This is a genomic window from Pseudomonas sp. LjRoot277 (assembly GCF_964253845.1).
Classification (GTDB): Bacteria; Pseudomonadota; Gammaproteobacteria; order Pseudomonadales; family Pseudomonadaceae; genus Aquipseudomonas.
This window is the reverse complement of the sequence record NZ_CAXURI020000001.1, coordinates 3,129,010-3,143,038: the sequence shown is the minus strand read 5'-3', so window position 1 is coordinate 3,143,038 and position 14,029 is coordinate 3,129,010. Positions and strand designations below refer to the sequence as shown.

General features: G+C 59.6%; 13 protein-coding genes and 2 pseudogenes. 2 read left to right on the top strand and 13 right to left on the bottom strand.

The genetic code is table 11. The annotated features are described in order from the left end of the window. Positions 1-37: 37 nt before the first annotated feature. Positions 38-304: pseudogene (locus tag ACSQ87_RS14895) on the bottom strand (P1 family peptidase); the annotation flags it as partial. A 253-nt stretch (positions 305-557) separates the two neighbouring features. Here ACSQ87_RS14895 and ACSQ87_RS14890 point away from each other — a divergent pair. Next, positions 558-783 (top strand): annotated as a pseudogene (locus ACSQ87_RS14890) (transposase); the annotation flags it as partial. A gap of 215 nt (positions 784-998) precedes the next feature. Next, positions 999-1,733, top strand: coding sequence for an EthD domain-containing protein (locus ACSQ87_RS14885; RefSeq protein WP_436273762.1), 735 nt, complete (start codon positions 999-1,001; stop codon positions 1,731-1,733). 123 nt (positions 1,734-1,856) lie between these two features. Here ACSQ87_RS14885 and ACSQ87_RS14880 read toward each other — a convergent pair whose 3' ends face one another. The 12 genes from ACSQ87_RS14880 to ACSQ87_RS14825 all read right to left on the bottom strand — a co-directional run bounded on the left by ACSQ87_RS14880 (position 1,857) and on the right by ACSQ87_RS14825 (position 14,003). Then, positions 1,857-2,990 carry an FAD-dependent oxidoreductase gene (locus ACSQ87_RS14880; RefSeq protein WP_123722547.1) on the bottom strand — a complete coding sequence of 378 codons (1,134 nt, stop codon included), beginning with the start codon at positions 2,988-2,990 and terminating at the stop codon, positions 1,857-1,859. A gap of 312 nt (positions 2,991-3,302) precedes the next feature. Further along, complete coding sequence (locus tag ACSQ87_RS14875; RefSeq protein ID WP_436273761.1) at positions 3,303-4,772, bottom strand: NAD-dependent succinate-semialdehyde dehydrogenase; 1,470 nt, start codon at positions 4,770-4,772, stop codon at positions 3,303-3,305. Positions 4,773-4,788: 16 nt separating this feature from the next. After that, complete coding sequence (locus ACSQ87_RS14870) at positions 4,789-5,805, bottom strand: dihydrodipicolinate synthase family protein (protein WP_024777119.1); 1,017 nt, start codon at positions 5,803-5,805, stop codon at positions 4,789-4,791. 27 nt (positions 5,806-5,832) lie between these two features. Next, the gene (locus ACSQ87_RS14865) at positions 5,833-6,843 is read right to left on the bottom strand and encodes an ornithine cyclodeaminase family protein (RefSeq protein WP_436273760.1); all 1,011 of its coding nucleotides are present in this window, start codon (positions 6,841-6,843) and stop codon (positions 5,833-5,835) included. Between the two features lie 99 nt (positions 6,844-6,942). Continuing rightward, entirely contained in the window at positions 6,943-7,893 is a 951-nt protein-coding gene (locus ACSQ87_RS14860; RefSeq protein WP_261984298.1) for a LysR family transcriptional regulator, read from the bottom strand. Then, positions 7,890-8,621 carry a FadR/GntR family transcriptional regulator gene (locus ACSQ87_RS14855; protein ID WP_123722544.1) on the bottom strand — a complete coding sequence of 244 codons (732 nt, stop codon included), beginning with the start codon at positions 8,619-8,621 and terminating at the stop codon, positions 7,890-7,892. Before ACSQ87_RS14855 ends, ACSQ87_RS14860 begins: the two co-directional genes overlap by 4 nt. Further along, the gene (locus tag ACSQ87_RS14850) at positions 8,618-9,403 is read right to left on the bottom strand and encodes a cyclase family protein (protein ID WP_123722543.1); all 786 of its coding nucleotides are present in this window, start codon (positions 9,401-9,403) and stop codon (positions 8,618-8,620) included. Before ACSQ87_RS14850 ends, ACSQ87_RS14855 begins: the two co-directional genes overlap by 4 nt. Next, complete coding sequence (locus ACSQ87_RS14845; protein ID WP_123722542.1) at positions 9,390-10,397, bottom strand: NAD-dependent epimerase/dehydratase family protein; 1,008 nt, start codon at positions 10,395-10,397, stop codon at positions 9,390-9,392. Before ACSQ87_RS14845 ends, ACSQ87_RS14850 begins: the two co-directional genes overlap by 14 nt. Beyond that, entirely contained in the window at positions 10,388-11,380 is a 993-nt protein-coding gene (locus ACSQ87_RS14840) for a fumarylacetoacetate hydrolase family protein (protein ID WP_436273759.1), read from the bottom strand. The genes ACSQ87_RS14845 and ACSQ87_RS14840 overlap by 10 nt, the downstream gene beginning before the upstream one ends. Then, positions 11,377-11,949: a cupin domain-containing protein gene (locus ACSQ87_RS14835; protein ID WP_436273758.1), complete on the bottom strand. Its 573-nt coding sequence runs from the start codon at positions 11,947-11,949 to the stop codon at positions 11,377-11,379. The genes ACSQ87_RS14840 and ACSQ87_RS14835 overlap by 4 nt, the downstream gene beginning before the upstream one ends. 63 nt (positions 11,950-12,012) lie before the next feature. After that, positions 12,013-12,966, bottom strand: a complete 954-nt coding sequence (locus ACSQ87_RS14830) for a PDR/VanB family oxidoreductase (protein ID WP_436273757.1) — start codon at positions 12,964-12,966, stop codon at positions 12,013-12,015. Continuing rightward, positions 12,966-14,003, bottom strand: coding sequence for a Rieske 2Fe-2S domain-containing protein (locus ACSQ87_RS14825; protein WP_436273756.1), 1,038 nt, complete (start codon positions 14,001-14,003; stop codon positions 12,966-12,968). Before ACSQ87_RS14825 ends, ACSQ87_RS14830 begins: the two co-directional genes overlap by 1 nt. Positions 14,004-14,029 lie beyond the last annotated feature (26 nt).

Genomic DNA, 14,029 nt, shown 5'->3' with positions numbered 1-14,029 from the left:
GGCTGCATATTTGTAATTCGCGCCTATTGCTACCCAAGATGTCACCGCTGTGGTCTTCATTAGCACCACCGGTGTGGGCGAGGCCGGGGTTGGCACGTTGCGCCAGACACCTGGATTGGTGCGGCAGCAGCCGCGCATCATTGGCTAGGCATACGACGCGATCGAGCCCATGCCAGGATGCGGCAGAGAAGCCTAGAGGAGCGGTGAGCCAGCCTGTACCACGTAACGTCCGACCGGGTAGTCGTCGATGCGCAGTTCGTTACGGATTCCGTGTGTGGACGATGGCTCCGACGGTCCAGCCGCCCTATTAGCCATTTAAAAGCCGGGCAGCCTTTATCGACAGAAAGCCAACTTAGAGGTTTGGGTTGCTTGCTGCTCATGCGGCTCTGTTTACATCCGATGGCGATCGCAGGGGCGGCTCATTGAAGTGGGAGACTAGGATCTGTACCAAATCCCGTGAAACCCCAACCAACGCGTCTCGGGATCCGTGATTTTGTAGAGTCTTCAGCCAGCTACAGAAAGGAATTCCGTGATGGCAAAACGCCATTGAGTCTCAGATGAGTCATAGGATGTGGTCACTGATCTTTACCCACAGCAGAGGTAGGCCCCGACTCGTGATCGACTGATGCTCGATAGCGTGCTGCGGGCTTCTCTGCTCTGGTGCGGCGTGGCGGGACATGCCCGAGCGCTTCAGTCCTTGGTCAACGGTTTCGAGATTGGCGAAACCGGGGAACCTTCGATCAGATGCCTAAGCAGTTGCACCTCAAATTCAAAGATCAAGGGTGAGCGAACACTTCGCTACGAAATCGTTCAAAGCTTGTCAAGCATGCTATTGCGCGATACCTCGTAGCGGAAATACTGATTAGTTCGCAGGCCAGTTCTAATTATATATTTTATTGCTGAATAAAGTAACTCCACAAATATAGTGCGCAAAAAAACGCGCTATATGCTCAGGAAAAATAAGTCTACTTAATTAACCTAAAAACGCGAGAGCTCTTATGATTAAAATGCTAGCAGCCGTACGCCGAAAACCCGGAATGACTCATGCTGAGTTTTTGGAATATATAGAGCACCAGCACGGAAAAATCGCTCAAGCCAAACCTTTGGGTGTCAAACGATACGTACAGAACCATGTCATCGACTGTGCTTTCGGAGTTGACTCCGATGTTACCTATACAAAAACCTTTCACCGAGACTCCATCACGGAGTTATTTTTTGACGATATGTCAGGTTTGATTCACACCTTCAGCGATCCCTATACCCAACAAACCGTCGGACCTGACGCAAAAAACTTCGCCGACCTGTCTAATCAGGCCGCTCAAATGATGAATGACGTAGAAACCTCCAACGTAGGTACGGCGCGCCTCAAATGCAAGGTGATGATCTTCCTGAAAAAGAATCCAACGGTGCATTTGGATTCTTTTTTCACCGCATGGGATTTAGCGCACGATGCAATCATCAGCCGACACCCAAATTTTCAAAATGCACTACGCCGGCATGTTCGTTCCAGGTACCTGCCCGAAGGTGACAGGGTGACCGCCTATTTCGGACCAGACATAACGGTATACGAAGGTGCTTGCAGCATGTGGTTTGAAAATGAAACCGATCTTTCTAGTTTTCGTCAGTATCAGCGGTCACTGTTCCAACAGCTTTCTGACGAAGGGATTACGCTGTCATCAGAGTCTTTTTTCGTGTATGTCAAAGAGGTGGTCATTATGGACCTAAGCCAGTAAACGCTTAATCAATGGGACTGCGCTCAACAGCACGTCAACGCGGATTCACCCAGTTGAGTTCGCGTTCGGTGCCCGGCACCTATAGACATGGGTGCCGGGCACCAGAACAGCGACTCATTTAATTCAGATGGGCTCGGCCAATGTCGCAGTAGACTCGCGCATGATCTGTGCATGCTCTTCCTTGTCACCCCCACTTTTTTCTATCTCGCACAGACGCGCGGAGTTCTCGACCACCAGTTGGCAGCGCTCCCAACGCCGCGCTTCGAACCGGTTCAGGGCAGTCTGTAGATCGCTATCGGCGAGCAACTCTTCGGCGAGCACGATGGCGCTCTCAATACCAATTCCAGCCCCGGAAGCCAGATGTGGCGTGGTGGCATGCACTGTGTCCCCGATCAGCACTATACGACCTTTATGCCATGGCAATGGCACCAACAGATTGGCCAGCGGCCGATAGTCGATATTGGCACCCGGCTCGTACAGTTGCGGCACCAGCGCTTGCAGGATCGGGGCTGGGAACTCCCCCAGCAGACGCGCCATCTCACCAGGCCAACTGGCCGGATCAATCCACTCGGAAAACTCGCGATTTTCCATGAGGAACATATACATATGTGCTTCGGAAATCGGATTGACGCCCACCTTGGTCCGTCCCAGCCAATGACTGGGACGTAGGATTTCCGGCGGGCGTTTCAGCACCGCGCGCCAGACACTCTGGTGAATGGGTTTTGGCGAGGGTGCATCTGGGAAGAAATCCTTTCGCATCCGCGAATGCACGCCATCGGCGGCAATGACCAGGTCATAGCGCCCAGAGGTGCCGTCGGTGAAAGACACTTCAACGCCACCCTCATGCTCGATGATGCTGTCGAACGTAATGCCGAGGCGCACGTGGGTGCCCACTTCCCGCGTCTTGTCGGCAAAAATTCGAGCCAGCACCGGGCGCAGGATACCGCCACCACAAGGAATCGGTTGATCGCTGACCGGAGGACGAAGTGCCAACTGCACAATCAGGTCGCCTGCCGGTGAAAACACATCGAAATTGGTCGACAGGTACCCTTCCCCGGCCACCCTTTCAAGAATCCCAACTGTATCAAGCGCTCGTAACGTGGGCCCACTAAGGGTAATTCCCGCCCCAAGAGGGCACCACAAAGGATCTATTTCGACCAGGTCAACTTCGACGCCCTGACGGGCGAGTTGGATGGCCGCGGTCATACCGGAGAACCCTCCTCCGATTACCAGGACCTTATTGACTGCTGCAATCATCACGCTCTCCTAATTATTCTTATTCGCGCGGGCAGACATTGCATGGCGCACCGACGAGCTCGGCGGCGTCGTAAAGTCAACGCCGCAGAATCATGAAGTTCCGACACAAATGCCGAATCAAGGACGAGACTATCGAATCGGATATCAGCGCTGAAATCGCTTTGCACAATCTGAGGTATCGCTGCAGGCGATGGGTCTCGGAGGTAAGCCTGGCCCGTTGCTCGGGGCGCCTGCCTGTTCGCGCGTAAATAAAAAGGCCGACAAAATGCAGCTCATGTGAACCGCAATCCATCGGCCTTTACCTGCAATGATTCAAACGCTTTCCAAGCCATCCCAGCAGAGGTATTTCACCTCAAGGAACTCGTCGATACCAAGGTGAGATCCCTCCCGCCCAAGGCCGCTCTGCTTCACACCGCCGAAGGGTGCGACTTCATTTGAAATCAAGCCACAGTTGATGCCCACCATGCCCGATTCGATGCGAGCAGCGTTGCGCCAGATGCGTGCCGCATCACGACTGAACAGATACGCCGCCAGGCCGAACTCGCTGTCGTTGGCCATCGCAATGGCTTGGTCATCACTGTCGAAACGCACCAGTGGCATGACCGGGCCGAATATCTCTTCGCGCGCCACCCGCATCCCATGGGTCACATCGGCCAGCAATGTGGGTTGGAAGAAACATCCGCCGAGCGCATGAGGCTTGCCGCCGGACAGCAGTCGAGCGCCTTGCGCCAGCGCATCCTCAACAAGGGCCTGGGACTTTCGCACCGCCGCGTCATCGATCAACGGCCCGACCTGTACGCCCGGCTCCAGGCCATTGCCCACCTTCAGGCGTGCCATGCGCTCGACGATGCGTTCGGCCAGTGCGTCATAAATCCCTGACTGCACCAGCACCCGGTTCGCGCCGATGCATGACTGCCCACCATTGCGAAACTTGGCCAACATCACACCATCAGCGGCCGCATCAAGATCAGCATCGTCGAAGACAATGAACGGGGCGTTGCCGCCCAACTCCATAGAGCATTTCTTGACCGTCTGCGCCGCTTGCGCCAGCAGCAGCCGGCCTACTTCAGTAGAACCGGTAAACGTGAGTTTACGTACCAAAGGATTGGCCGTAAGTTCGCCCGCGATATCTCGGGTGTCATTCCCCGTGACCACACTGAAAACACCAGCCGGCACACCCGCTCGCTGGGCAAGTTCGGCGAGCGCCAGCGCGGTCAAGGGCGTCTGGCTAGCCGGTTTCACGACCATTGTGCAACCGGCCGCGAGGGCCGGAGCGGCCTTGCGCGTGATCATGGCAGCCGGGAAATTCCAGGGCGTTATCGCGGCGCAAACTCCGATGGGTTCACGCAGTACAACGATGCGCTGAGTGTCCTTTACACCCGGAATCAGATCACCACGCACCCGCGTGGCTTCTTCGGAGAACCATCGCACAAAAGACGCAGCGTAATCGACTTCACCCCGCGCCTCCTCCAGTGGCTTGCCCTCCTCCAGGGTAATCAGTGTGGCAATATCCTCACGATGTTCAACCATCAACTCATACCAACGGCGCAACACCTCGCCACGGCGTTTGGCCGTCAGGCGACGCCACGGCCCAAAGGCCTCATGCGCCGCGTCGATGGCGCGCCGAACTTCAGTTTCACGGCAGCGCGGCAACTCGGCCAGCACCGTTTGATCCACCGGATTACGCAGCGTGTAGTGACCGTGCGGCGTCTCGGTCAGCCACTCGCCAGCGATGTAGGCACCGGTACGCCACAGCGTGGGATCCTTAAGTAAATGCTTCACTGTGCAATCCTCATCATCAGCAAGGGTGACGCCCGATCATGAAGGCGCTGTCAGGATCCGAAGTCACTGGCAGCCCCGACGCGACCAACCCTTGACGCAGAGACTTCATGAAGCGATCCGGCACGCGCATCGCCGGGGCGCGCAATGGGCCGCCGTTGAAACCGGCGAGCCAGTCCTGGTATTTCCACATCGTGCGGTTGAGCACACCGGTGCCGCCGGCATAGCTTTGCGCGGCGGCGCCGTTGGCGCTGCGCGCCGGATTGACCTTCCAGTACAGTTCCATCGCCTCTTCGAAGCGGCCCGTGCGTGCCAGTTCGAAAGCCTTCGGGTAGTAGTCGCTCATCCAGGCAGTGTTGCTGGTGCCGGAAAACTGCAGCTTCATCAGACTCATCAAGGGGATTGCATCACCTTCGATCGGGCAACTGATCACCACCTGATCGCGGAAGTGGTAGTACATCTCGCAAATGCCTGCCGGCAGCGGAAACCCTTGCTCCGACTTGATGGCCGCGATGTTCGGACAGTCGGCCAACAGCCGACGGACCAACTCCAGTGACATCCCTGCCGGATGCACGCGTTCAAAGCCCCAGAGCGGAATCGGGAACAGCATGACGGCAAGGTCCGTCGCGTCGCAGAACGACTTGGTGTAGTCATAGATTTCCTGCTCGCTGGTCGGCCAGAACTGCGGTGGATAGGAGAGCAGGACGATGTCTACGCCGGATTTCTCGGCGAGTTTCACCGCTTCGATATTCTCTGCAAGCGTGCCAAACGCCGCGTGGAAAAACAGGATCAGGTTTTTCCCCGACTCACGGGCCCAGGCAGTGAACTGAGCGTTTTCCTGGGCAGTGATCGCCAGCTCGCTGCACAGCAGCGTGGCGCTGTAGCCCAGTCCAACCGTATGTTCGATGTCGTGGCGTATGCCACGCTCATTGAGACGCTTCAGGTCGGCGCTGAAGCTTGGGATGGTGACAGCCGAGCAGCCCACCAGGTTGTCACGCGCCCAGGCACGGGCATCCGCTTTCTTGTATGTGGCCATGATGATTTTCCTTTGAACAGTGAGGGGTTATTTCGAGACAGGAACAATGCTGGCAGGCAGCTCGATGCCGAGGCCTCGTTGCCGGGCGCGCTCGTACAGCGCTTGTGCGATGACGACATCCTGCAGCGCCGAGCCCACCGATTTGTAGAGGACGATGTCGCTCGCGTTTTGGCGCGGGTTGACACGACCCGCCACCAGGTCCGACAGCGCGACCAATTTGTCGGCGACATAAACGCCGGCACTGATCGCAGCAATGGCGTCTCCCGTATCGTGGAGCACCTCTTGCGGCATATCGGCAACGATGCAGACGGCTCGCTCCATCGTGACCGGGTCAACCTCCCTTTGCTCAGGCAGGGTGGAACCCAACGACACGACCGTAGCGCCCGCGCAAAGCCACGCGCCTTGCAGCACCGGAGACTCGTCACGGCTGCGTGCGGCACAAATCACCACATCACAGTCCCGCACGGCCTCTTGCGCGCTATTCACCGCTTGGATATCCAGCCCAGGCCTGAAGCTTTCGGCAAACCGCTCGCGGCTCGCGGGTGTTGGACTGAACACCCGGACATGGGCCACATCGCGCACGGACTTGAGGCAGTCCAACGCACCACGGGCCTCAAACCCCGCGCCAATCACACCCACCCGCAGCGCGCGCTTGGGCGCCAGCAAATCGACCGCCAGCGCAGCGGTTGCCGCAGTGCGCAAACCCGTCACCCGATTGCCGTCGATCAAGGCACTGAGCGCCATGGTTTGCTGATTGAACAACGCGATCAGATAGCTGGCGCAACGCGCCCGCGTGGATGCAGCAATCAGCTTGCAGCCCATATGGCCGCCAGTAGGTGGTACAGCGGTCAAACTGCGCAGCCAGATCCCATCGCCCCGCGCCATCGAACGGGGCGGCACCATGGCATCCGAGGTGGGGCTGGCATACGCCTGGGCGAGCGCGGCGACGGCGACGCTCCAGTCGGCGAGCGAGGCCACATCGGCATCGCTGAGAAAAAGCGTCGGGGCAATGACTTGGGGCTCTTGGGTGTGATGCATAGCGCTAACCTCGCAATCGGGTATCAATCGGTGATTGACTGACACCCTACGAGGCACGTACCCCACCGAATACTGCTGGGGATCGAAAGCAGCTATCGCTCAAATCGATGGCATGGCCAGACTGCAAATCAACCGTCGCACCTCACGGGAAGCGCGAGTCAAGGGGCGACGGGGCGACTCGACCAGCACCACAAAGCGCTCGAGAACTGGCTCGACGATACGTGACGAACTCAGTCGCTGATCCAGAGAGCCCGGTAGCACAGAGGCAATTGCATAGCCACCACCCGCCGCGACGACTTCGTATTGGAGCTGGACGGAGTCGGCTTCGACGGCAACGCACAATTCCACGCCTTGTTCGGTGGCCAGATGGTCGAGCCTGGCCCTCAACAGATGCGGTCGCCCAGGCACGACCAATGGCAACCCCGATAGATTTTTTAACGCAATATCTCGATTGACGAACAGAGGATCAACGGCGGGACCCACCAGATGCAGCGGTAGCCTGGCCAGCAGGTGGGCTTGTCCGATGCTTGCCTCGCTCTCGCGCAGCACCAGCGCCATATCCAGACGACCATCGTGCAACTGCTCTTCGAGTTGAGCGCTCGCGCCCTCGATCAGGTGCAACCTCACGCCTGGCATCTGCGCGCGCACCGCAGCAAAAAGCGTCCCCGCAAACCGACGCACCGCAGAAGGCAACATACCTACGACCACCTCGCCCACCGGTTTTCCACGCAGGTTGCGAATGTCATCGGCAAGGCCTTCAGCGTCCGCAAGAAGATCCGATATGCACGGCAGCAGGTGCTCTCCAAATTCGGTCAGGACCACTCCACGCCCAGTGCGATGAAACAGGCGCTCGCCACACTGCGACTCGAGCAAGGCAATATTGCGGCTCACCATGGACTGCGGCATATCCAGCAGTACGGCGGCTTTGCTGAGACTTCCAGCCGCCACGACACGTACGAACAAGGTCCAGCGAGGATCGATGATCGTCAGTGCTGTTGCCGGATAGTGCGAGCCATTGCCAGGTACATCGGCACCCTGAAGGTCCTTCATGGCATCAACTCTTGGCGAGCCTGATGCAGATACTCGCGACTGTCCTGAAGATGCAGGCGCATGGCAGCGCGCGCGCATTCAGTGTCCTGGTTGAGGATCGCCTGATATATCTGTTCATGCTCGTTTTGCATGCGCTGTTCATAGTGCAAAGGCTCATCATGAAACAGACGCGCAGAATCCAATCGACTGCGCGGAATGATGATCACGCCCAGGTTGACCAGTGTGTTGGCGATGTAGTGATTACCTGTCGCCTGGGCAATGCTCAGATGGAACTGAAAATCCAACGCTGCCCTGTCATTGACACTGACGGCTGGCAGCCCGAGCTGATCGAGAAGCCCCCGCAACCCGGCCAACTGATCCGGACTACGTCGCTGGGCGCACAGCCCGGCGGCTTCTACCTCAAGACCGATTCGAAACTCCATGATCGCCAGCGAATCATTGAGGATGCCGAGGGTAGCCGGGTCGATGAATGCCCCCAGCGACAGGGCGCTGCCCCGCACAAATGTCCCGATCCCGTGACGTGTCTCAACCATTCCAGCGGCCTGTAGACGCGACATGGCCTCGCGCACAACGGTTCTGCTGACCCCATGCTCAAGCATGAGGGCCGACTCGGTGGGCAACTGTTCACCGCCACGCAGTCGCCCCTCAAGAATGTGCCCTGACAGCAGCGCCTCAAGCCCCTGGGACAGGCTGCTGCGCTTTTTTCCAGCCGCCGCCGGCACGTTCACGCCTCGAAAATCGCTACGGCGCGGACGAAACCGGCCGAAGCGTGCCTAATCTTGTAGGGGAAGCAGGACACCTGGAAACCATGGGCCGGCAGGCATTCCAGGTTGGCCAGTTTCTCCATCTGGCCGTAGCCGATGTCACGTCCGGCCTTGTGCCCTTCCCAGATGATCGAGGCATCGCCCGTGGCGGCGAAGCGTTCGCGTGTGTACTTGAACGGCGCATCCCAGCTCCAGGCATCGGTGCCGACCACGCGCACGCCGCGCTCGAGCAAATACAACGTAGCCTCGCGGCCGATGCCGACCCCGGCATCCAGATACTCTGGCTGACCGAACAGCGCACCTGCACGGGTGTTGACCAGGACAATGTCCAACGGCTGGAGCACGTAGTCGATGCGCGCAAGCTCAGCTTGCACTTCGACGGCGCTGACCACATGGCCATCAGGCAAATGACGAAAATCCAGCTTCACGCCGGGTTGAAGGCACCAGTCCAACGGCAACTCGTCGATGCCGAAAGCCGGCTTGCCACCGTCGGTGGTCGAGGCATAGTGCCAGGGGGCGTCCATATGCGTACCGCTGTGCGTCGTGATCTGCAGGCGCTCAGCCGCCCAGGATTCGTCGCCAGGCAGTTGCGCCTTGGACAGGCCGGGAAACATCGCGGCCATCTCCGGCCAGCCTTGCTGATGGTCCATGTAGTCGATTTTCGGCAGCAACGGCGGTGGATCGGTGTAGGGGTTGTTGTCCAGGGTAACGGACAGGTCCACCAGGCGACGTTTAGTTGATTGCATTTTCGCTCACTCCAAGCGCTACCCGCCCACGCGCACGACGCGCCGGGGCAGCAGCGTTCAAACTGTTTCGTATCAAGGCGGCAGCCGAGCCGTCATGGCGAAAGCCAAGGGCACGGGCCAGAGGGGTTTTCATTGCAGGGAAGGTGCCGAACAACGCTTGCAGCCCGGCATCCGGTGCGAAGCTGATCAGCGCGCGGCGTTCCTGACCGTAGACAGCGGCCAGGGCATCGATGACCTGGGCAATGGACAGGTGCAACAACGGTAATTGCCAGACACGTGACTCGCCAAGCTCGGCGACCGGCAGTTCGGCGGCCCGTAACAGGTTATCCACGCAACACCGCACGGACATCCACCATGCCTGCGCCTGCGGTGAAACCGGGCAGCAATACGGCTGGCCTTCGGCGAAGGCATGCAGCAGGTCGCTCATGAACGCCGAGCGCAGCCCATTGGGTTCCCGTGGACGGGCAACGATGCCGGGCAGGCGTACGGCACGACTGTCCACCTCGCCTCGTCGGGCAAGGTCGTTGAGTGCCATTTCCACCATCGCCTTGTGCGCACCGTAGCTCAACTGCGGGCGCGGCACGGCACGCTCATCGAGGCGTGCCGGCAGATCGCCGCCGTACACCGCCACGCTGCTGGCATACACCAGCACCGGCGCGCCAGGCTGCTCGCGCAACTGGTCAAGCAACTCCAGGCTTGCCAGCAGGTTGACCTGATAGCCCAGTGAATAATGCTGCTCGGCCGCTCCACCCGGGATGCTGACCAAGTGAAAAACCACATCAATGCCATCGGCCAGCGCGCGACGCAATAACGCGGCATCGGTCACACTGCCGCAATGCCGGCGCAGGCGCTTATCGTCAGCAAACCCCACCAACTCTTTATCCAGCAGGATCAATGCACTGATCGACTGGCCTCGCAATCGATTCGTGTCGAGCAAGCGCTGCACCAGCGCCCGGCCGACAAAACCATTGGCCCCGGTAATCATCACGCGCATGGGAGGCCTCCGCACATGACACGCTGGTCTATCGCCCCGAAGACCGACTGCCCTTGCAGATCGAAGACTTCCATGCGCACGCGATCACCGAAGCGCATGAAGGACGTCTGTGGCGCGCCTTGCTCGATCATCTCAACGGCGCGACGTTCGGCGATGCAGGCAGCGCCAACCGTGGGGTCGGCATTGGAAACAGTGCCGGAACCGATCACGCAGCCCGCCCTGAGGCGCCGGGTCAGCGCCGCATGGGCAATCAACTGATGAAAGCCGAAATGCATGGCACCACCATGGGCATGGCCAAACCACTGGCCATTCCATTCAACCCTCAGCGGCAAATGCACACGCCCGTCGCGCCAGGCCTCGCCCAGCTCGTCGGGGGTAATCGCCACCGGGGCAAAGCTTGACGAGGATTTGGCCTGGATAAAGCCGAAGCCGGTTTTCATTTCACGGGGTGCGAGCGCCCGCAGGCTGACATCGTTGACTTGCACAATGAGCCGAATATGGTCGGCGGCGTCTTGCGCCGAGCAGCCCATGGGAACCTCATCGACCAGCACCGCGAACTCACCTTCGAAATCGATACCGTGGCTTTCACTGGGCAACACGATGTCGTCGTGGGCGCCCAGGAAATCATCGCCACAGCCCTGATACATCAGCGGTGTGTGCTCAACACCTTCGATCGGATCCAGCGCAAACGCTTTCTGCATTCGCTCGCCATGACTGAGAAACGACGAGGCGTCCAGCCACTGCCACGCACGTGGCAAGGGCGCGGCCGCTTGCTGCGGATCGAAGGCAAAAGCACCGGCCTGCGTGCCTTCGTTCAAAGCGTCATACCGCGCGCGCAAATGGGTTTCGACGCTCGCCCAACGCTCAATGGCATCCTGCAGCGTCGCCGCAATATCGCTGGCATCCACCGCCCAGGCCAGGTTGCGCGACACCACCAGCAGGCGTCCGTCGCGGCTGTGATTCTTGAGGGTGCTCAGCTTCATGCGTGCTCTCCTTGCAGTTCGGGGGCGAAGCGGCCATCGAGCAGCACGAAGAGCATGCGCGCCATCTGCTCGGTGCGATTGCTCCAGGCGTGGTTGGTGCCTCGCTGCACGACGATGTCACCGCGCTTGAGCTGCACCTCCTCGCCATCGAGCACCAGCCAGACTTCGCCCTCCGTGACCACGCCGTAATCGAGCGTTTCGGTGCGATGCATCAGCTTGTGTTTGGAATCCGCCTGCCCCGTGCCGGCATGAGCTTGACCGATTTCGGCAAAGGCCGCCGCGGCATCCTCGGCACTGACCTGGTTCTGCACGCTGTCGGGCGGGATATCCACCACGCGGATGACACTGCCCAGCGGTGCCGGGCTCAATTGAAGCGGCTTGCGGGTGGGGTCGTCGCCGTTACCCAGTACAGCCGGGCTGGCGTCGCTGTTCCAGATCTCGTGGAAGACTGTGCCGGGTACGGCCTTGAGTGGGAAGCTGTTGGGCGTCGGTCCGCTGAGCGCGACCACCGCCCGGCCCTGGGCATCATGCCCGGTGACCACGCGTTTGAAACCAGAAAGTTGTTGCATGTTCGAGTCCTCAATCAGTTGGCGAAACGCGCCAGCGGGTAACAATGGATTCACAAGGAAACTTCAAAGGTCGAGCACCAGTCGCGCGCTCCTGGCACGGGAGCAGCACGGCGTGAACTGGTCGTTGCGGGCTCGCTCGGCATCGGTCAGGAACATGTCGCGATGGTCCGGCTCGCCTTCCAGTACGCGGGTCAAACAGGTGCCACAGATGCCCTGCTCGCAAGACAAAGGGATATCGATGCCGGCCTCCAACAGCACCTGAGCAACGCTGAGCGCGGCCGGTACCTGGAAACATTGTCCAGTGCGGGCCAGTTGCACCTCGAACCCGCCCGCCTCACTCGCCGGGACAGCGGCGGCGGTAAAGTACTCACGGTGCAGTTGCGCCTCGCCCCAGCCTTGTGCGCGTGCAGTGCCGAGCACGTGCTCCATGAAGCCGTTTGGGCCACAGACGTACAGGTGACGATCACTGGCCGGCGTGGACAAAACCCGAGCGCTGTCGAGGCGCTGGGAATCTTCTCCATCGTCCACATGAACGTGCACGCAATCAGCAAACGTCGAACGACGGATGTACTCGATAAAAGCCATGCGCCCGGCCGAGCGCCCGCAGTAGTGCAGCTCGAAAGGCGCACCGATCCGCGCCAGGCGTTCGGCCATGCACAGGATCGGTGTAATACCGATACCGCCCGCGAACATCACGCTGTACCCCGCCCCATGCTCCAGCGAGAACAGGTTGCGTGGTTCGCTGATGCGCAACCGGCTGCCTTCGTGCACGTGCTCGTGCATGGCCTGCGAACCGCCGCGAGACGCCGGGTCGAGCAACACGCCCAGCAGGTATCGGTGGCGCTCTTCGGGGTGGTTGCACAGCGAGTACTGGCGCACCAGGCCGTTGGGCAAATGCACGTCGATATGCGAGCCGGCACTGAAAGCAGGCAGGATGGAATGTTCGGCCGGGGCCAGTTCAAAGCTGTAGATGCCTTCAGCTTCGCGACGCTTGCGGGTCACAACGACATCGATCATCACTGGGCACCCATTGGCTGTTCAGCGGCGATCAGTCGACGCAATACACGTCGGCAACGCACGGCCCCTGCATCGACTGCCAGCAACACAGGGTTAAGGCCAAGCAGTTCAACCTCACCAATCTGGCGCTGTTGCGCCTCGACCATGGGTTTGTCTTCACCGGCAAAAATGCCGATCAACATGTCCTGAACGAAGGCATTCAACTGCGCATTGTCCTGTTCAAAACTGCGCGTGTTGGCAAAGAAGTAATGGGTATTCGTCGCGTCCTGCGGTGTCATCAAATGCAGGTTCCATGTCACGGCCCCCTCTTCCCTGGGCCGCCCTGGAGGCATGGCGCCACTACCCAGCAGCATCAGACCGGGTGCGTGCCAGATGACTTCGGCCCAGACGTCTGCCCGGGTTGGATCTTCAAGATGAGCGCCGAACGCCGGCGGTGGGACATCATCGGGTGCCCACCAACTGATGCGCACACGATCGTTGGGCAGCTCCTCGATAGTGGCGCGGGTGCGAGACAACGCTCCGCCACCGAGCGTGTCGGGGTGCAGAAAATCAACGTGGCTCAGGTCCATGATGTTGTCGGACAGCAGCTCGTAGTGCGCCCGCGTGGGTAAATACCCATGCCCCTTGGCATGGGTTGGGGCTTGTTCGAGGAAGGAAAAATCAGGGATCAGCGCATCGTTGACCAGGCTCGAATCGCCTGGCCAGACCCAGATCGCCCCATGGCGCTCAACGACCGCGAATGCGCGTACACAGGCGGCCTTGGGGATAGTCCCATCGCCATGGGGATTGTGCGTACATTGGCCACTGCCATCGAAACGCAAGCCGTGGTACGGGCACTGAACGCTATCGCCGACAATCTTGCCCATGTGCAACGGGGCAAAACGGTGCGGGCAACGATCAGCGAGCGCCTGAATCACACCCTGGCTATCGCGAAAGAACACGATGGGTTGCTCGACAATGGTCCTGCCAAGCATTGCGCCTTGCGCCAGCTCGTCTGCCCATCCAGCGATGTACCAGGTGTTGAGCAAATAACTCATGATGTTCTCCTCGGTTTTCTTATTCT